18 protein-coding genes and 1 pseudogene are annotated in these 17,159 nt (G+C 64.4%); 13 read left to right on the plus strand and 6 right to left on the minus strand.

The window, feature by feature from the left end; all coding sequences use genetic code 11:
• Positions 1-150: 150 nt before the first annotated feature.
• Positions 151-981 carry an invasion associated locus B family protein gene (locus EI171_RS24620; RefSeq protein WP_161534901.1) on the plus strand — a complete coding sequence of 277 codons (831 nt, stop codon included), beginning with the start codon at positions 151-153 and terminating at the stop codon, positions 979-981.
• A gap of 77 nt (positions 982-1,058) precedes the next feature.
• Here EI171_RS24620 and hspQ read toward each other — a convergent pair whose 3' ends face one another.
• Positions 1,059-1,391, minus strand: coding sequence for a heat shock protein HspQ (gene hspQ, locus EI171_RS24625; protein ID WP_011087359.1), 333 nt, complete (start codon positions 1,389-1,391; stop codon positions 1,059-1,061).
• Between the two features lie 106 nt (positions 1,392-1,497).
• Here hspQ and EI171_RS24630 point away from each other — a divergent pair, with 106 nt between their 5' ends.
• Positions 1,498-2,451: an AEC family transporter gene (locus EI171_RS24630; RefSeq protein ID WP_161534902.1), complete on the plus strand. Its 954-nt coding sequence runs from the start codon at positions 1,498-1,500 to the stop codon at positions 2,449-2,451.
• 6 nt (positions 2,452-2,457) lie between these two features.
• On the opposite strand, the gene EI171_RS24635 is transcribed toward EI171_RS24630, so the two are convergent.
• Positions 2,458-3,642: a UbiH/UbiF family hydroxylase gene (locus EI171_RS24635; protein WP_161534903.1), complete on the minus strand. Its 1,185-nt coding sequence runs from the start codon at positions 3,640-3,642 to the stop codon at positions 2,458-2,460.
• 87 nt (positions 3,643-3,729) lie between these two features.
• Here EI171_RS24635 and pcsA point away from each other — a divergent pair, with 87 nt between their 5' ends.
• The 3 genes from pcsA (at position 3,730) to EI171_RS24650 (ending at position 6,286) form a co-directional block, all read left to right on the plus strand.
• Positions 3,730-4,497 (plus strand): phosphatidylcholine synthase, encoded by a 768-nt coding sequence (pcsA, locus tag EI171_RS24640; RefSeq protein WP_028173978.1) that lies wholly within the window; start codon positions 3,730-3,732, stop codon positions 4,495-4,497.
• Complete coding sequence (locus tag EI171_RS24645) at positions 4,494-5,219, plus strand: TerC family protein (RefSeq protein WP_028173979.1); 726 nt, start codon at positions 4,494-4,496, stop codon at positions 5,217-5,219. Before pcsA ends, EI171_RS24645 begins: the two co-directional genes overlap by 4 nt.
• A 92-nt stretch (positions 5,220-5,311) precedes the next feature.
• Positions 5,312-6,286, plus strand: coding sequence for a quinone oxidoreductase (locus EI171_RS24650; RefSeq protein ID WP_028173980.1), 975 nt, complete (start codon positions 5,312-5,314; stop codon positions 6,284-6,286).
• A gap of 125 nt (positions 6,287-6,411) precedes the next feature.
• On the opposite strand, the gene EI171_RS24655 is transcribed toward EI171_RS24650, so the two are convergent.
• The 3 genes from EI171_RS24655 to EI171_RS24665 form a co-directional block, all read right to left on the minus strand.
• A complete protein-coding gene (locus EI171_RS24655) occupies positions 6,412-7,608 on the minus strand; it encodes an acetylornithine transaminase (protein WP_161534904.1) in 1,197 nt (398 codons plus the stop codon).
• Positions 7,609-7,875: 267 nt separating this feature from the next.
• Positions 7,876-8,517 (minus strand): hypothetical protein, encoded by a 642-nt coding sequence (locus EI171_RS24660; RefSeq protein ID WP_161534905.1) that lies wholly within the window; start codon positions 8,515-8,517, stop codon positions 7,876-7,878.
• A gap of 126 nt (positions 8,518-8,643) precedes the next feature.
• Positions 8,644-9,792 (minus strand): tetratricopeptide repeat protein, encoded by a 1,149-nt coding sequence (locus tag EI171_RS24665; RefSeq protein WP_246740257.1) that lies wholly within the window; start codon positions 9,790-9,792, stop codon positions 8,644-8,646.
• Positions 9,793-9,916: 124 nt separating this feature from the next.
• Between EI171_RS24665 and EI171_RS24670 the strand changes: the two genes are divergently transcribed.
• From EI171_RS24670 to EI171_RS24685, 5 genes and pseudogenes are all read left to right on the plus strand, one after another.
• Positions 9,917-10,864 (plus strand): hypothetical protein, encoded by a 948-nt coding sequence (locus EI171_RS24670; RefSeq protein WP_028173984.1) that lies wholly within the window; start codon positions 9,917-9,919, stop codon positions 10,862-10,864.
• A gap of 157 nt (positions 10,865-11,021) precedes the next feature.
• Entirely contained in the window at positions 11,022-11,453 is a 432-nt protein-coding gene (locus tag EI171_RS24675; RefSeq protein ID WP_028173985.1) for a MerR family transcriptional regulator, read from the plus strand.
• On the plus strand, positions 11,386-11,805 hold the full coding sequence (locus EI171_RS24680) for a carboxymuconolactone decarboxylase family protein (protein ID WP_038967418.1): 420 nt from the start codon (positions 11,386-11,388) through the stop codon (positions 11,803-11,805). Before EI171_RS24675 ends, EI171_RS24680 begins: the two co-directional genes overlap by 68 nt.
• Positions 11,802-11,933, plus strand: a pseudogene (locus EI171_RS46465) (hypothetical protein); the annotation flags it as partial. The gene EI171_RS24680 and the pseudogene EI171_RS46465, both read left to right, overlap by 4 nt.
• Positions 11,934-11,970: 37 nt before the next feature.
• Complete coding sequence (locus tag EI171_RS24685; protein ID WP_249163363.1) at positions 11,971-12,918, plus strand: hypothetical protein; 948 nt, start codon at positions 11,971-11,973, stop codon at positions 12,916-12,918.
• A gap of 19 nt (positions 12,919-12,937) precedes the next feature.
• Here EI171_RS24685 and rimO read toward each other — a convergent pair whose 3' ends face one another.
• Complete coding sequence (gene rimO / locus EI171_RS24690; RefSeq protein ID WP_161534907.1) at positions 12,938-14,257, minus strand: 30S ribosomal protein S12 methylthiotransferase RimO; 1,320 nt, start codon at positions 14,255-14,257, stop codon at positions 12,938-12,940.
• Between the two features lie 191 nt (positions 14,258-14,448).
• Here rimO and EI171_RS24695 point away from each other — a divergent pair, with 191 nt between their 5' ends.
• The 3 genes from EI171_RS24695 to EI171_RS24705 all read left to right on the plus strand — a co-directional run bounded on the left by EI171_RS24695 (position 14,449) and on the right by EI171_RS24705 (position 17,002).
• Entirely contained in the window at positions 14,449-15,012 is a 564-nt protein-coding gene (locus tag EI171_RS24695) for a hypothetical protein (protein WP_161534908.1), read from the plus strand.
• A 236-nt stretch (positions 15,013-15,248) separates the two neighbouring features.
• A complete protein-coding gene (locus tag EI171_RS24700; protein WP_011087344.1) occupies positions 15,249-15,839 on the plus strand; it encodes an ANTAR domain-containing response regulator in 591 nt (196 codons plus the stop codon).
• Entirely contained in the window at positions 15,836-17,002 is a 1,167-nt protein-coding gene (locus EI171_RS24705) for a CmpA/NrtA family ABC transporter substrate-binding protein (RefSeq protein ID WP_011087343.1), read from the plus strand. The genes EI171_RS24700 and EI171_RS24705 overlap by 4 nt, the downstream gene beginning before the upstream one ends.
• Positions 17,003-17,159: the final 157 nt, after the last annotated feature.

The following is a 17,159-nucleotide window of genomic DNA, read 5'->3' on the forward strand; positions in this document are numbered from 1 at the left end:
GGCCACGTTAAGAAGGCGGGCAATCGCGCAAGAGCGCCGAGCCCGTCACTTATCCGCCTCATTTGACGGGGAGAGAGCCGCGCCCAAGGCGGCTTGGTTCGGCGCTTCGGAGCGGTTCGGGCACTTCCCGTTCAGAAAGGGTTTTCTGCAATGAATTTCCGTTACTTGGCCGCGTCCGTCCGGCCGCGCGGGCGACTTCTCGCCTTGTTGACGGCGACGGCGTTGGCCGTTCCGTTTGGCGCCGAGGCCCAGACCCCGGCGCCGGCTCCCGGTGCGCCCGCCGCGCCCAAGGCAGCTCCGGCCCCGAAAGCCGCTCCCAAGGCTGCGCCGAAGGCTCCGGCACCGGCCGCTCAGGCGCCCGCCCAGCAGGCTCCTCCCGCCGCGGGCGCGCCGGCGCAGCAGGGCGCAGCCCAGCCGGCAGACCAGCAGATCCAGCTGATCTACGCCCCCTGGACCAAGTTCTGCCTCAAGGGTCAGGACGCCAACGCCAAGCAGGTCTGCTTCACCGGCAAGGACGGCCGCATCGAGTCGGGCCAGCCGGTCATCGCCGCCGTCATCATCGAGCCGGAAGGCGAGCCGAAGAAGATCCTGCGCGTGACGCTGCCGCTCGGCATGCAGCTTGTGCACGGCACCCGCATCATCGTGGACAGCAATGCGCCGTTGCAGAGCCCGTACGTGATCTGCTTCCAGAACGGCTGCATGTCGGACTACGAAGCGACGCCCGAGCTCATCGCCAACATGAAGAAGGGCCAGAATCTCGTTGTCCAGGCGATCAACGCCAACGGCGCGCCGCTGACGTTGCCGCTGCCGCTCGCCGGCGAATTCCAGAAGGCCTATGACGGTCCGCCGACCGATCCGAAGGTGTTCGAGGAAACCCAGAAGAAGCTTCAGGAAGAGCTTCAGAAGAAGGCGGACGAGCAGCGCAAGAAGCTCGAGCAGAGCGGTGCTGCGCCCGGCGCGGCTCCGGCCGGCCAGAAATAATCGGGACCAGATCCTGGACATGAAAAAGGCGCTCGCTCCGAGCGCCTTTTTTATTGGCCGCTTGCCGGCGGCTTAACTCAGTTCAGCGACGGATTGCGCGGGCGGTAGCCGCCGCCCTTGTCCTTGATGAAGATCTCGGCGACCTGCGAATGGCGGATCGGCTCGCCGGATTCGTCGGGCAACAGGTTCTGCTCGGACACGTAGGCGACGTATTCGGATTCCGCGTTCTCCGCGAGCAGATGGTAGAACGGCTGGTCCTTGTGGGGCCGCACCTCCTCGGGGATCGACAGCCACCACTCCTCGGTGTTGTTGAATTCCGGATCGATGTCGAAGATCACGCCCCGGAACGAGAAGATCCGGTGGCGAACGACCTGTCCGATCTGAAATTTCGCGGTCCGCGCTTTTATCATTCCCCGTCGATAGACCAGGATTGTGGCCGATGCTAGTGGCCTAACTTCGAATTAACGTCCGCTTAAGGGGCAGATAGCTCCCAAGTCTTCAGAAGAAACTTGAGAAATGGTCGATATCCTCAATCTGGCGCTACCGTATTTCGGCTTGATCTTCGTCGGATTTGCCTGCGGCAAGATCAAATCCCTGCCGGAATCGGGCTTGGCCTGGATGAACTTCTTCCTGCTCTACGTGTCGCTGCCGGCGCTGCTGTTCGCGATCATGTCGAAGACGCCGTTTGCGGAGCTGAACAACCCACCGTTCCTGGTCGCAACCACGCTGTCGACGGTTACGGCGTTCACGCTGGCGCTCGTCGTCGGCAAGGTTCTCGGCCGCCTGACCCTGCGCGAGGCGACGCTCGCAGGGCTCTCCGGCGGCTACGGCAACATCGGCTATATGGGGCCGGGGCTGGCGCTCGCCGTGCTCGGGGCGAAGGCTTCGGCGCCGACCGCGCTGATCTTTTGCTGCGACAGCATCTTCCTGTTCACGATCGTGCCGCTCCTGATCGAGCTGTCCGACCGCGATCATCCCTCGATCGTCCATGCCTTCGGCGTGGTGCTGAAGCAGATCGTGCTCAACCCGCTGATCATGTCGGCCTGTTTTGGCGCGGCGGTGGCAGCGCTGCATATCGAGCTGCCGGTCGCGCTCGACCGCACCATCACCTTCCTCCAGAACGCTGCAGCCCCGACCGCGCTGTTCGTGCTCGGCGTGACCGTGGCGCTCCGCCCGTTCGACCGGGTGCCGTGGGAGGTGCCGGGCGTGGTCGCGGTGAAGCTGCTGATCCATCCGCTCGCAGCGTTCGGCCTGATGCTGGCGTTCGGCCCGTTCGCGCAGCCTTGGGCCGCGACCGCCGTGCTGATGGCCTCGCTGCCGCCGGCGCTCAACGTGTTCGTGATCGCCCGGCAGAATGACGCCTGGATCGAATCCGCCTCCGTGGCCGTGCTGCTCGGGACGTTTGCGTCCGTGGTCACGCTGACCAGCGTGATGTGGGCGATCCAGACCGGCCGGCTGGCGTTTCCGTGAGCGAGCTTACCGCCGCCAAGTCGGCGTCAGCCCCTCCCGCATGGCGAAGCGCCGGAGCGGGCCGATGGCGCCGAGCAGGTGCATGCCGACCGCGCGGACCGGCTGGAGCGGCAGGAAATCGTTGAGCAGGGAGCGGTTGGCGAGGTCGATCGCAAAGGTCCGGCTCAGGATGTCGGGCCGCCGGGCGCGGTCGTAGCGCTTGAGCACGTCGGGCGCGCCGGGATCCTCGCCCGAGGCGATGGCATCGCCCGCAAGTCTGGCAATGTCGGCGGCGTCGCGCAGGCCAAGGTTGAGGCCCTGGGCGCCGATCGGGGGAACCACATGGGCGGCTTCGCCGACCAGCGCGATGCGGTCGCGGCCGAAGGATTTCGGACGTTCGATCGCCAGCGGAAACAGGTTGCGGCCGGGCTCGACCGTCATGCGTCCCAGGATGGAATGCGACTGCTTCTCGATCGCGGCGGACAGCTCGTCGTCGCTTAAGCCGCGGAGGCGTTCCGCTTCCGCGGGAGCTGCGACCCAGACGATGCTGGAGCGGTTGCCGGGCAGGGGCACGAACACGCAGGGACCGTGGGGCGTGTGGAACTCGGTCGAGACATTGCGATGCGGCCGCGCATGGCCGACGTTGAAGGTGAGCGCGGTCTGCGTCAGGTCGCGCCGCGTCACCGCGATGCCGGCAGCCTCCCGGCACAGCGAATGCCGGCCGTCGGCGCCGACCACGAGGCGGGCTGCGAGGAATTGCGCGGAGGCCGTGCGGATCGCGACATCGTCGGCTTCAATGACGACGCTTTCGGCCTCGTCGTCGAAACGGACGATCCCGGGCAGCTCGGCCGCGCGCTCTTCCAGCGCCAGCATCAGCGAGCGGTTGTCGATGTTGTAGCCGAAGGCGTCGAGCCCGATCTCGTGACAGGAGAAGCGGACCTCCGGCGCCCGGAACAGCCGGCCGGTGTCGTCGACGAGGCGCATGATTTCGAGCGCGGCCGCCTTGTCCTTGCAGCGCGGCCAGACGTCGAGGCTCTCCAGCAGCTCGACGGAGGCGCCTAGCAGCGCCGTGGTGCGGTTGTCGGCATAGGGCAGGCGGCGCGCCACCAGCGCGGTCCGTGCACCCGCCTGCGCCAGCGCGATGGCCGCGCTAAGTCCCGCCGGTCCGCCGCCGATCACGGCTGCGTCAAAGAGTGTCGATGCGTCTGTCATGGAACGACATTTGACACGCCCGGCGGCAAATTCAAGCCCACCTATTTTTCCGTGATTTTGTGGCGAATTGTGCGACCGGGCGCCGCAATGGCTTATGTGCAAACCGGCCTCGTTCTGATAGCAGAAGCCATGGATACCCAGCAGGATTCCCTGAAGCCGAGACCGGCGATGCGCGCCGCGGCCTTCTCGGTGCACGTCTTCACCGCCTTCGGCGCGGCCATTGCGCTGCTGGCGATGCTGGAGGCCGTGCGCGAGCACTGGGCGGCGATGTTTCAATGGCTGGGCGTCGCTCTGATCATCGACGCGATCGACGGTCCGATCGCGCGCCGGCTTGACGTCAAGAACGTGCAGCCGAACTGGTCGGGCGACGTGCTCGATCTCGTGGTCGACTTCGTCACCTATGTGTTCGTGCCGGCCTACGCGATCGTGGCGAGCGGCCTGCTGCTGCCGGTCGCGGCTCCCTTGCTCGGCGTCGCCATCATCGTCACCAGCGCATTATATTTCGCCGATCTGCGCATGAAGGCCGATGACAATCATTTCCGCGGCTTCCCGGCGCTGTGGAACGCGGCTGCGTTCTACCTGTTCCTGCTGCACTGGCCGCCGCTGTGGTCGACGCTGCTGGTCGCGGCCCTCGTGGTGCTGACCTTCGTGCCGTTCCATGTGCTGCATCCGGTCCGCGTCGTGCGGCTGCGCTGGCTGACGATGTCGCTGATCGGGATCTGGGCGGTGCTCTCCCTTTACACGCTGGACATGGATTTTCGCGTCGGTCCCGGCGTGACGCTCGCGCTGTGCGCCATCGCGCTCTGGATCAGCTTCAGCGACGCATTGATCCGCTTCGCAAGATCCTTCGCATGATGCATCTCCTCGCCAGCCCCGAAGCCTGGGCCGCGCTGCTCACCTTGACGTCGCTCGAGATCGTGCTCGGCATCGACAACGTGATCTTCCTGTCGGTGATCGTCTCGCGCATCCCGGAGAAGCAGGCGCACCGCGCCCGCCAGATCGGGCTCGCGCTGGCGCTGGTGTTCCGCATCATCCTGCTCAGCGTTCTGGTCTGGCTGATCGGCCTGACCGCGCCGGTGTTCTCGTTTGCGGGTTACGATTTCTCCTGGCGCGACCTCATCCTGATCGGCGGCGGCCTGTTCCTGATCGCGAAGGCGACGCACGAGATTCACGCCGAGGTCGAAGCCGATGAGGGGGAGGGCGACAGGGCTTCCGGCCGCAACGCCTTCTTCTGGGTGATCGTCCAGATCATCGTCATCGACATCGTGTTCTCGCTGGACTCGATCATCACCGCGATCGGCATGGCGCAGGACATCGAGATCATGATCGCGGCCGTCGTGATCGCCTGCCTGATCATGTACCTTTCGTCGGGGCCGGTGTCGCGATTCGTCGCGGAGCATCCGACCACGAAAATGCTGGCGCTGGCCTTCCTGGTGCTGATCGGCGTCGCGCTGGTTGCGGATGGATTCCAATTCCACATCCCGCGCGGCTACATCTATTTCGCAATTGCGTTCTCGGCCGCGGTGGAGTTCTTCAACGTGCTGGCCAAGCGCAACCGCAGGAAAGCCGGCAAATAGTCGCGTTTGGTCCGTTCCATTCCAAGTCGAGTTGACAAGGTGGTCGTGATGTCTTTGGCTTGCCGCCACGACGACCGAGAGGAGGTCAGTCAATGACCAAAGCCGTCCGTGTGCACAAGGTCGGAGGCCCCGAAGCCCTGGTCTATGAGAGCGTCGACGTGCCGGCGCCCGGCCCCGGCGAGGTGCGCATCCGCCAGCATGCGGTGGGGCTGAACTTCATCGACGTCTATTATCGCACCGGCCTCTACAAGGCGCCGGAGCTGCCTTTCATCGCCGGCAACGAGGCCTCGGGCGAGGTCATCGCGGTCGGGCCGGGCGTCACGAATTTCCATCCCGGCGACCGCGTCGCCTACTACCACAATCTCGGCGCCTATACCGGCGAGCGCAATATCCCGTGGGAGAAGCTGGTCAAGCTGCCCGACCACATCACCCACGAGCAGGGCGCCGTGCTGATGCTCAAGGGGCTCACGGTCTGGTATCTTCTGCACAAGACCTTCAAGGTCGAGCCGCACCATCGCGTGCTGATCCACGCCGCCGCCGGCGGCATTGGCCTGCTCGCCTGCCAATGGGCGAGGGCGCTTGGCGCCCACGTCATCGGCACGGTCGGCTCGCGCGAGAAGGCCGAGCTTGCGGAAGCCAATGGCTGCGACCACGTCATCCTCTACAACGAGGAGGACTTCGTCGCGCGCGTCAAACAAATCAGCCGCAACGAGGGCTGCGATGTCGTCTATGACGGCGTCGGCAAAGCGACCTTCCCGGGCTCGCTGTCCTGCCTGAAGCCGCGCGGCATGTTCGTCTCGTTCGGCAATGCCTCGGGTCCGGTGCCGCCGTTCTCGATCGCCGAGCTCAACAACCACGGCTCGCTGTTTGCGACCCGGCCGAAGCTCAACGATTACGTCGGCACGCGCAAGGAATTGCTGGAAGGCGCCGACACGCTGTTTTCCGCCGTCATCAACGGCAAGCTGCACGTGCCGATCAACCACGCCTACGCGCTGAAGGATGCCGCCAAGGCGCATATCGATCTCGAAAGCCGCAAGACCACGGGCGCGTCGATCTTGAAGCCGTAGCTAACCGTGGTTCCGGGGCGGCTCGAAGAGCCGAACCCGGAATCTCGAGATTCTCAGGCGCGCAATTGCGCACCGTAGTTCGATGCTTCGCATCGCCCCGGAATGACGAGCTTGTGTATGCGCCGCTACGCCACGCGCCTCGCCGCGCCGGCCTTGGTCAGGATCGCGTCGAGGCAATCGATCATCTCGGCGATCTCCGCCCGCGTCACGTTCAGCGCCGGCATGAAGCGCAACGTGTCGACCTGCGGTGCATTCAGCAGCACGCCGGCTTCGAACGCCTGCGCGACGATGCCGGGCGCGATCGGCAGCTTGAGGTCGAGCGCGAGCAGCAGGCCGCGGCCGCGCACGCCGCCGAGGCCATGCCGGGCCGAGACCTTCTGCAACTCGCTTTCGAGCAACAGGCCGGTCTCGGTGACCGACTTCAGGAAGTCGGGCTTGCCGACCTCGTCCAGCACCGCAAGGCCGGCCGCGCACATGATCGGGTTGCCGTTGAAGGTGCCGCCCTGGTCGCCGTGCTCGAAGCAGGCCGCCCGTTCGGTCGCAAGCAGCGCGGCGAGCGGCACGCCGCCGCCGATGCCCTTGCCGAGCGTCATGATGTCGGGCGAAATCCCGGCGTGCTCGTAGTGAAAGAGCTTTCCGGTCCGGCCCATGCCGGTCTGGATCTCGTCAAGAATGAGCAGCAGACCGTGCGCCTTTGTCAGCGCGCGCAGCTCCTGCAGGAACTGATCGGTCGCAGGCCATACGCCGGACTCGCCCTGGATCGGCTCGAGCATGACCGCGACGGTGTTGTCGTTGATCAGCTTCTCGACCGAGGCGATGTCGTTGAGCTTCGCCTTCTTGAAGCCGGCGACCTTCGGCTCGAACAAGGGCTCGAACGCCTTCTTGCCTGAGGCCGACATCGTCGCCAGTGTCCGGCCGTGGAAGCCGCCTTCGAAGCTGATGATCTCGAATGCGCCGTCCTTGTGCAGGCTGCCGTATTTGCGCGCGAGCTTGATCGCGCCCTCATTGGCCTCCGCGCCGGAGTTGGCGAAGAACACCTGGTCGAAGGCACTGTTTGCGACCAGCGCCTGCGCGAGCTTGAGGCTCGGCTCGTTGTAGAAGGCCGGGCTTGGCGTCAGCAGCCGCTTGGCCTGCGCGGCAAGCGCGTCGGCGATCGCCGATGGCGAGTGGCCGAGGCAGTTCACGGCCCAGCCCTGCACGAAATCGAGATAGCGCTTGCGGCTGTCGTCCCAGAGGTAGGAGCCGGCGCCGCGGACGAACACGGCCTTGGGCCGTGCGGTGATGTCCATCAGCGCATCATACGGATGGGTGGCGGTGGTCATGTCGAACTCCTCTGGAGGGGCGGGTGGAAAATGGACGCAAAAAGCAAGAAGGCCGCACTTTGCGGGTGCGGCCTTCTCGAAAACTGGCTGAATTCAGTGCTTCAGCGGCGTCGTCGGACATGGCGCAACCCATCATCGTCGCGGGTGCGACGACGGAAAGCTGCGCGGCGGTTGGTCCGAGAATTGATCATGGGCCGCGTCCCTACAGCCGAAGGGCAGGACTTGTCAAGCGGGCGTTTCGCGAGATGCCCGCCGAGCGTGCATCGGTCAGGTCGGATGCGCAGCTTCTTCGGCGTCCTCCGCCCCCCAATCCGCAGCCGCAATCGCGCTGTCGATGAGCTCGCCGCGCATCAGCTTGAGCGGGGATGTCCAGTACAGTGCGATGTTATGGAAGGGATCGGTCAGCACCTTGAACACCCATACCAGTCCGGTTGTGACATCGCGCGCGACGAAGAGCTGGATCATGCGCGCAAGTCCGCCACCGACGCCGATCGCGAGCCAGAGCGCGCCGACATGGCGGATGAAGTCGAGACGCGTGGCGGGTGGATCGAACAGTCCGAACAGAGTGGGGAACACGTACAGCGCGAGCGGCGCGCTGCCCCAGACCAGGAGCAGGATGATCTTGCGGGTCTGGTTGTAACCGACCTTGACCGCTTCCTTGTACGCGTTGCTGACGTCGTTGACTGCGTCATAGCCGCTCGGCTCGAAGAAGAAATGCCCGGTCTGCCGTGTCAGCATCGCGAGCCAGCCGACGAGTCCCGCGAGCGCCGGATCTTTGAACAGCAGCGCATAGCAGGCGAGGAAGATCACGGCGCTGAAGAGGTGCAGCGTCTGGTTGACGGTGCTCTGGTGGTAGAAGCGGTAATCGTCGAAGCGCTGCGTGCGCAGCATGTCCGAGAGGCGGCTCATCATCAATCCTCGCTCGCGTTGAAAGCGCGGGCAGAGTTAGGACGAGTCCGTGACCTCCGCGTGAATGCACTATAGTGTCACATTCCGGCGTGCGGTCGTGCGCGGCACGATGGTTGCGCAGAGAAATTACTGCACGCCGTAACGGGCGAACACGTCGGCGATGCCGGCATTGATCGCCCTGGCCGCGGTGATGTCGCGCTCCGCGCCGTCGGCGTCACCCGTCCTGCGTTTCGCAAGGCCGCGGCCGTAGAGCGCGCTGTCGAGTTCCGGCTTTGCGCTCAGCGCCGCGTTGTAGTCCGCAATCGCGGCGTCGAGATTGCCGAGCTTGAGGTAGGTGAGGGCGCGGCTGTCCAGCGTGTAGGGATCGCCCGGGCGCATCCGGAGCGACTGCTCGCAATCGGCCAGCGCCTCCTGCAATTGTCCCAGGATCGCGCGCGTCATGCAGCGGGCATTGAACACGCCGGCATAGCTCGCATTGGCCTTGATCGCGCGATCGTAGTCTTCCAGCGCCCGCGCGTAGTCGTGGTCGTCGAAATACATGCTCGCGCGCGCATAGGCGTCGCGGTCGTTGTTCGGCGTGAGCTGGAGCGACTTGCCGAAATCGGCCAGCGCCCGGGCCCGCTCCCCCTTGTCGCGGAAGATGCGTGCACGGTTGCCGTAGGCCGGGCCGTAGTTGGGATCGAGCCTGATCGCCATGTCGAGATCGGCGAGCGCGCGATCGGCCTCGCCGTGCTCGCGATAGGCCGTGCCGCGATTGAAATAGGCGAGCGCGAATGTCCGATCGAGCTTGATGGCCTGATCGTAGTCGGCGAGCGCATGGGCGTAGTCGTTCTTGCCGATGTAGGAATTGCCGCGGTTGTTGTAGTAGAGCGCGTCATTTGGCTTGAGCCGGATCGCGCGCGTATAGTCGGCGATGGCATGGTCGCGATCGCCGAGATCGTCATAGGCAATGCCGCGATTGTACCAGGCGATGGCGTCGTTCGGATCGAGATCGATGGCGCGGTTGAGATCGGCGAGCGCACGCTCGGCGTCGCCCTTGCGCCGGAAGATCTCGCCGCGGTTGGCAAGCGCCAGCGGATTGGAGGGATTGGCTTGCAGCACCGCCGAGCAGCCGGCGAGGCGCCGGTCGTCGCCGACCTTGTCGGTGCCGAAACACCATTGCCGCGCCTGGGCGGGTGATGGCGATTGTGCAGCGGCGGGAAGTGCAAGCAGGATCAATGCTGTGCCAATCGCGCACAGCCCGGCCCGGATACCAACCTCGTGATTGTATTTCATCGATAGCCGCGCAGAAACCATTGAGCCTCTGGCGCGTTTGTGATCGAAGGACGCGAATTGGTTCGAACCGGACGCTGGTCCGTTGAGACCAACACTGGCGTGACCAACCAGACAGTATTCAGCCTTGTCCGATACGCCTTACCCGATCGACCTCGACAGCATTCGCGGCGCATTTCCGCCGGGCATCGAAGCGCCATCCCTGCTTGTCGAATTCGCCGATTGGCTGAACGGGCGCCCGTGGGGCAGCGTCGGCCGCTTCTCCCTGCAAGGCCAGTTCTCCGATCATGCGCCGATCGTCGACGGTAGTCCCCTGCGCGACAGGTTTTCGTTGTTCATGCGACTTCCGGACGGCTCGGCCGTCGGCGGGTGGTACGGTGCCGGTCTCGACCGGGACAATCCGCCGATCGTCGGTCTGGGGTCGGAGGGCGACTACGAGCTGCTGGCGCCGAGCCTTGACGGTCTGCTCGCAAAACTGACGTCTCAGCAATTCGGTAACGCCTGGAGCGACCTGCTGCCGCATGACGAGGTCGAGTGTCAGACGGTCGAGCTCGCGCGGTGGCTCGCCGGGCGGCCGGCTGGCGAGCCGATGACGCCGGACGACGCATCGTCGGAGCTTCCCGACTTTCGCGGCTTCGTGGAAAAATGGAGCCGGGATCGCGAGGACTATTGGGCCAATCACCGCCTGATGGCCGAGTTGGGCTGGCGGTTGGCTGCGCATCTGCCGAAGGGGAAGAAGCCCTGGGACAAGACGAACTTCGAGGTCGCGATATCGGGCGCGCAGTATCAGGCGCGCGTCCTCACGCGTGGACCGCAGCCGTTCGAGGAAGCTTCTTCGATCGAATCCCTGCTACGCGACCTGCGCGAAGAGATGCGCCGCGCACAGCCCGAGCTCGGGTTGTGGTACGCGATGAGTTTCGGGCTCTACGCCGACGGCCGCGTCATGCCGAACTTCGAATACGATCTGCGCCCGACCATCGACGGCGAGCCTGCGCTGCTATCCGAGGCGAAGGCCGATCTCGTCCGCGCTCCGCGCCCGGAGCGCTGGGTGCCGAAATGGCTGGCGGCATCCTGAAGCTCGGAATCCCGCGATGCTGCCGCCCAGCCGGCGCGCCGAAATCTTCTGTTGTCGTGCCATCTTGACCTCGCGGGAACGGCACCTTCGATCCCCCTTGACTTAGAGTGCGCTCGAAGGGGTATCTGTACGTGCGTCAGTACGAGAACGGGCACACATGAAGATCGGCGACCTCGCAAAACGAACCGGCTTGTCGACTCACACGTTGCGTTATTATGAGCGCATCGGGCTGCTGCCATACGCAGACCGGGATCGTTCCGGCCAGCGTGACTTTGACGCATCGATCCTCACATGGATCGAATTCCTCGGTCGGCTCAAGACCACGGGAATGCCGATCCGGGACATGTTGCGCTATGCGGCGCTTCGTGATGAAGGCGAAGCCACCGGGCCAGCCCGGCGGCAGATGCTGGAAATCCACCGGGAACAGGTTCGCACGGAGATTGCCGAACTCCAGGAATGCCTGCTCGTCCTTGATACCAAGATCGCCGGCTATGCCGGCGGCGAACAGAGGACGAAGGAAAATGACGCACGCCCAAACACAAGCCGAAAGCCGCTTCGATCGCGGCCAGCGGGCCCTGTCACGCATTGACGGCAGAGCCGGCGAAAAGGTCGTCGCCTCACTCGCCGACATCGCTCCGGATTTCGCACGATACGTGATCGAGTTTCCCTTCGGCGACATTTACAGCCGCCCGGATCTCGGCCTGCGCGATCGAGAGATCGCGACGATCGCCGCGCTGACGGCGCTCGGAAATGCCGCGCCTCAGCTCAAAGTGCATATCGAGGCGGGTCTGAACGTCGGGCTGTCTCGCGACGAGATCGTGGAGATCATCATGCAGATGGCCGTCTATGCGGGCTTCCCGGCGGCGGTGAACGGGCTGTTCGCAGCCAAGGAGGTGTTTTCCGCGCATGATGGACGGCAGGGGTCGGGAGAAGCGACATGACGAACTTCGAACACGATGTGCGCCCGACGATCGGGGGCGAGCCGGCAAAATTAGCCGAGGCACAGGCCGACCTCGCCCGCGCGCCGCGTCCGGAGCGCTGGGTGCCGAAATGGCTGGCCGAAGCCTGATCGCGACTTCGCGCTTGCGCCCGGCGCGCGCTTGGTGATGCTGCCTCAGGCAGCATCGGGGGCTCGTTTGATTAGATCGATACAGTTCGAAAAGATTGGCACGGCGCCGACGCGTCTCGGATTTTCGCTCGTTGCGAGCGGGGTTGCGGGCGATCAGTCGCTACTTTTCCTGTTCGAGTCCTCGGGAGACAGCGCATCGACTGCAGCCGCGTTGCGCGCTTCTGGCGTATTGCCGCATCCGAAGATGGAAAGGTTGAAGCGTTACGGTCTGCACAAGTCGGCTGCCGGATCGGAGCTATGGATCGATCTGCCTCCGCTTGAGCTCGGCCATTCTCATGTCGACCTCTTTCCCGACGGGCGGGTCTTGCTGGCGAGCCGCAGACACAACTGGCGGGCCGAGACCGACCACGACCTGAACGGAGTCATCTTTGATCCCCGGACCGGACGAGCAGACCGCGTCGGCCTCGGCGATGCCATCAGCGATCTCCAGATCGATGACCTCGGACGGATCTGGATTGGGTATTTCGACGAGGGTGTTTTTGGCAGTTCGGTCGGGCAGGCCGGCTTGGTTTGCTTCTCGACTTTGGGAGAGAAGGTCTGGGAATTTCCAGCAGATGCAGACCACACGATTGACGACTGCTACGCGCTCAATGTGGCGGGCCCAGAGGCCGCCATTTTCTTCTACTCGGATTTCCCGCTCTATCGGATCGGCGCAGACTTCGAATTGACCTGGAAGCAAACGAAGCTTCGAGGCTGCCACGCGTTCGCAATGTCCGAGACGGAGATTCTGTTCTCGGGCCAATACGACGATCCACCCAATGTGGCCTACATCGGACGATCGGATCGAGAGGGCATGATTCTTGTGAGGCGGGCATACCTGTTCATGCCCGACGGCTCAGCGCGACCGCGCGGCCGTTTGCAGGGCCGCGGCAGGCATCTCTATCACTTCGGCGAGGACGGGATTTACCGGGCGACGCTGGGTTGAGCCCGTTGACGGAGTGCTCTCAGAACCCTGCGACGCTGCCGTGCAGGTCGTATTGGTCGGCGCGCTCGATCTTTGCCGTGACGATCTCGCCGACGCGCAAGGGGCGGCGGCTCGACAGGTAGACCGCGCCGTCGATCTCGGGCGCATCGGCCTTCGACCGGCCCCGGGCAACGGTCGGGCCGACCTCGTCGATGATGATCTGCTGGCGCGTGCCGACCTTGCGCTTCAGCCTGCGCGCCGAGATCTTCTGCTGGCGCGCCATCAGCGCGTTGTAGCGCTCCTGCTTGACCTCAGCGGGGACAGCGCCTTCGAGCGCATTCGACGTCGCGCCGGCAACCGGCTCGTACTTGAAGCAGCCGAGGCGGTCGATCTCGGCTTCGTCGAGCCAGTCGAGCAGATAGGCAAAGTCCGCGTCGGTCTCGCCGGGGAAGCCGACGATGAAGGTCGAGCGCAGGGCAAGATCAGGGCATTCCTCGCGCCAGCGCTTGATCCGCGCCAGCGTCTTGTCCTGCGCCGCCGGGCGCTTCATCGCCTTCAGCACCTCGGGGCTCGCATGCTGGAACGGGATGTCGAGATAGGGCAGCACCGTGCCTTGCGTCATCAGCGCGATGACCTCGTCGACATGCGGGTAGGGGTAGACATATTGCAGCCGGACCCAGGCCCCGAGCTCGCCGAGCTCGCGCGCGAGGTCGAGGAATTTGGCGCGGACCTGGCGGTCCTTCCACGGGCTCTCGGCGTATTTCAGGTCGACGCCATAGGCCGAGGTGTCCTGCGAGATCACCAGCAGCTCCTTGACGCCGGCGCCGACCAGCCGCTCGGCCTCGCGCAGCACGTCATTGGCCGGGCGCGAGACCAGATCGCCGCGCAGCTTCGGGATGATGCAGAAGGTGCAACGGTTGTTGCAGCCCTCGGAGATCTTCAAATAGGCGTAGTGCCGCGGCGTCAGCTTGATGCCCTGCGGCGGCACCAGGTCGAGATGCGGATTGTGGGCGGGCGGCAGCGCGCGGTGAACCGCGTCCAGCACGCTCTCATATTGCTGCGGGCCGGTGATGGAGAGCACGCCCGGATAGGCCTGCTCGATCTGCTCGGGTTCCGCGCCCATGCAGCCGGTCACGATCACCTTGCCGTTCTCGGCCATGGCCTCGCCGATCGCCGAGAGCGATTCCTGCTTGGCGCTGTCGAGGAAGCCGCAGGTGTTGACGATGACGATGTCGGCCCCGTCATGCTTGCGGGCGAGCTCGTAGCCCTCGGCGCGCAGGCGCGTGATGATGCGCTCGGAATCCACCAATGCCTTGGGGCATCCGAGTGACGTGAATGAAATGCGGGGCGCTCTGTCCATGGTATCGCCTGGAGCCTAGATCTGAATTGTCCGGATTTAGCGATCCAACTAATTGAACCGATGGCGAAATTCAATAACTAACCTATGGGCCGGTTCCGATCGTGTGAGTGGACGAGCCGAGATGGATTGCTCCAACGTGCACGTTTTCGTTGTTATTCTGTTCTAGCGTATTTCCACGGAGCTAGACTGCGATGCGCCGCTTCATCTTCAGCATGGTTTTCGCTGTTATTTCCTGGAGCGCGATGTTTCCGGCGCGGGCTGAAGTCGACAAGATCTTACGTGTTTGCGACGGGCAAAAAGGCCTGTGCCCGGAATTCAGGCCGCGCGTGAAGGCGCCCGATGGGTGGGCGAGGGACGAGGCCGCAAGCCTCAAATACGGCGCCTCCATGTTCGTGCCCAGGGGGAAGGGATTCGGTAACGCCGAAGCAATCATCTATGCCGAAGGCCGCTACGACAAGGATCGAACCGAACTGGTTCAATGGGTCGCAACGAGCGATCAGGATTGGGCGGCGACGTCCGGCAAGAATGCCAAGATCACCTCGCTTCCCTCGGCCAGCCCCGGTGTCATCATCAACCGGTACGACAATCCGTCCCTGAAGGACCAACCGGTCGAAGTGATCGCGCATTACGTTGATGTCGACAAGGACGGCAACTCCTATGTCGTGCGGCTGGCGGTCTCCGGCAAGAACGAGAGGGCGGTGTTGGCCGCCGTGCCACTTCTCGACAGGATGATAGCTGGTGCGAGGATTCCGTGAGAGTGTAAGCCCAGATGGCAGCTGCCGTCGGGCGGGAGTGGGCGGCTTTGAAAGTTTACATTCGTTGTCTCAGGAGCATCCGAGCGACACGAAGCTGACCTTGGGCGCAGCCCTCTCTTGCATATCTCTTGATCTGCCTGATTGATCGGCAGGAGCTAGTCCTAAATGCGGTCAATTACAACCCTTTGCAGGGCGTTCCGGCGTGCTATGGATGAATCACCTGACGTGAGTGAGCCATGAGCGCCGAACAGTCGCCCAAAATCGTGATCGTCGACGAAAGCCCGATCCGGGCCGCGATCCTCGAGGAGGGGTTGCGGGAGGCCGGATTCACGCAGGTCGCCCATATCCGCGAGATGCAGAGCCTGCTGGCCCGTATTTATGCGGTCGATCCCGACATCATCCTGATCGATCTGGAAAACCCCAGCCGCGACGTGCTGGAGGCGATGTTCCAGGTCAGCCGCGCCGTGCGCCGGCCGATCGCGATGTTCGTCGACCAGAGCGATTCAGCCTCGATCCAGGCCTCGGTCGAGGCCGGAGTATCCGCCTACATCGTCGACGGGCTGAAGAAGGAGCGCATCAAGCCGATCCTCGACCTCTGCGTGTCCCGCTTCAACGCCTTCGCCAAGCTTCAGGAGGAACTCGAGCGCACCAAGTCGCAGCTCGAGGACCGCAAGATCATCGAGCGCGCCAAGGGCATCTTGATGAAGGTGAAGGGCCTCACCGAGGACGAGGCCTATGTGCTGCTGCGCTCCACCGCGATGCGCGAGAAGAAGAAAATCGGCGAGATCGCCCAGTCGATCATCACCGCGTCGGAGATGCTGAAATGACCGGACCGCTCCGCATCGGGTTCATTCCGCTGGTCGATGCCGCCGCCCTGATCGTCGCCGTCGACAAGGGCTTTACTGCCGCCGAAGGCCTCGACGTCGAGCTGGTGCGCGAGGTCTCCTGGTCCAACGTCCGCGACAAGCTCAATATCGGCCTGTTCGACGCCGCTCATCTGCTGGCGCCCGTGGCGATCGCGTCCTCGCTCGGGCTCGGCCACGTCAAGGTGCCGATCGCCGCGCCGTTCAATCTCGGCATCAACGGCAACGCGATCACGGTGTCGCCGACGCTTCATGCCGCGCTGATGGAGGAGATCGACGGCGACCGCTTCGATCCGCTCGTTACGGCGAAGGCGCTGGCTCGGGTGGTCGCCAGGCGGCGCAAGCTAGGTGCCGATCCGCTGACCTTCGGCATGACCTTTCCGTTCTCGACCCACAATTACCAATTGCGGTTCTGGATGGCGGCGGCCGGCGTTGATCCCGACGAGGATGTGCGGCTGGTGGTGTTGCCGCCGCCCTACATGGTGGACAGCCTCGCGAACGGCCATGTCGATGCGTTCTGCGTCGGCGCGCCCTGGAATTCGATCGCGGTCGATCTCGGCATCGGCCACATCCTGCATTTCGTCTCGGACATCCTCGTCCACGCGGCGGAGAAGGTGCTGGCGGTCCGCCAGACCTGGGCAGACAAGAATCCGGACGTGGTCGCTAGCCTCGTGCGCGCGGCCGTGAAGGCCGCCGAGTTCATCGAGCATCCGGAGAACCGCATCGAGGCCGCGCGCATCCTGGCGCAGCCGGAGCGGATCGGCGTCGATGCCGAGGTGATCCAGCGCACGCTCACGGGACGCCTGAAGATCTCGCCCGACGGCACCTTCCGCGAAAGCGGCCGTTACCTCCTGGTCGGACGCGAAGGGGCGGGGCGCCCGGATCCGGTCCAGGCCGCCTGGCTCTACGCCCAGATGGTGCGCTGGGGACAGACGGCGCTGGCGCCGGATGGCGTCAAGACGGCGATGGCCGTGTTCAGGCCGGATCTTTATGATGCCGCCCTGGGCAGCCGAGCGGCGCCCAGTGAGGCTCCCGCGGCGTTCGGGGCGTTCGCCGGCCCCGTCTTCGATCCCGACAATATCAGGGGGCATCTCGAGGCCTTCGAAGTCGGTCGCTGGAAGGCCTGATTCGAGCCTGCATCGTTTTTAGGCGCCTGGGCTCTTCGTCTAAATTTTGGGCTGGCTGCTCGAATTTCGTGAGAGTTCCCCACCCGCGAGTTCCCGGCGGAACTCCTAATGATCTGAAACGACAGCAATTTTCATTTCAAAGAAGCTGGCACGCAAC

The sequence above is a fragment of the Bradyrhizobium sp. LCT2 genome, from assembly GCF_009931255.1.
GTDB classification, from domain to species: domain Bacteria; phylum Pseudomonadota; class Alphaproteobacteria; order Rhizobiales; family Xanthobacteraceae; genus Bradyrhizobium; species Bradyrhizobium diazoefficiens.

Excerpts from the sequence above, each read along its gene's own strand:
- EI171_RS24695 (WP_161534908.1), top strand. The coding sequence starts at position 14,449 with ATGCGCCGCTTCATCTTCAGCATGGTTTTCGCTGTTATTTCCTGGAGC.
- EI171_RS24675 (WP_028173985.1), top strand. The coding sequence starts at position 11,022 with ATGAAGATCGGCGACCTCGCAAAACGAACCGGCTTGTCGACTCACACG.
- EI171_RS24650 (WP_028173980.1), top strand. The coding sequence starts at position 5,312 with ATGACCAAAGCCGTCCGTGTGCACAAGGTCGGAGGCCCCGAAGCCCTG.
- rimO (WP_161534907.1), bottom strand. The coding sequence starts at position 14,257 with ATGGACAGAGCGCCCCGCATTTCATTCACGTCACTCGGATGCCCCAAG.
- EI171_RS24660 (WP_161534905.1), bottom strand. The coding sequence starts at position 8,517 with ATGAGCCGCCTCTCGGACATGCTGCGCACGCAGCGCTTCGACGATTAC.
- EI171_RS24700 (WP_011087344.1), top strand. The coding sequence starts at position 15,249 with ATGAGCGCCGAACAGTCGCCCAAAATCGTGATCGTCGACGAAAGCCCG.
- hspQ (WP_011087359.1), bottom strand. The coding sequence starts at position 1,391 with ATGATAAAAGCGCGGACCGCGAAATTTCAGATCGGACAGGTCGTTCGC.
- EI171_RS24685 (WP_249163363.1), top strand. The coding sequence starts at position 11,971 with ATGCTGCCTCAGGCAGCATCGGGGGCTCGTTTGATTAGATCGATACAG.
- EI171_RS24645 (WP_028173979.1), top strand. The coding sequence starts at position 4,494 with ATGATGCATCTCCTCGCCAGCCCCGAAGCCTGGGCCGCGCTGCTCACC.
- pcsA (WP_028173978.1), top strand. The coding sequence starts at position 3,730 with ATGGCTTATGTGCAAACCGGCCTCGTTCTGATAGCAGAAGCCATGGAT.
- EI171_RS24665 (WP_246740257.1), bottom strand. The coding sequence starts at position 9,792 with ATGAAATACAATCACGAGGTTGGTATCCGGGCCGGGCTGTGCGCGATT.
- EI171_RS24635 (WP_161534903.1), bottom strand. The coding sequence starts at position 3,642 with ATGACAGACGCATCGACACTCTTTGACGCAGCCGTGATCGGCGGCGGA.
- EI171_RS24620 (WP_161534901.1), top strand. The coding sequence starts at position 151 with ATGAATTTCCGTTACTTGGCCGCGTCCGTCCGGCCGCGCGGGCGACTT.
- EI171_RS24630 (WP_161534902.1), top strand. The coding sequence starts at position 1,498 with ATGGTCGATATCCTCAATCTGGCGCTACCGTATTTCGGCTTGATCTTC.
- EI171_RS24705 (WP_011087343.1), top strand. The coding sequence starts at position 15,836 with ATGACCGGACCGCTCCGCATCGGGTTCATTCCGCTGGTCGATGCCGCC.
- EI171_RS24655 (WP_161534904.1), bottom strand. The coding sequence starts at position 7,608 with ATGACCACCGCCACCCATCCGTATGATGCGCTGATGGACATCACCGCA.
- EI171_RS24680 (WP_038967418.1), top strand. The coding sequence starts at position 11,386 with ATGACGCACGCCCAAACACAAGCCGAAAGCCGCTTCGATCGCGGCCAG.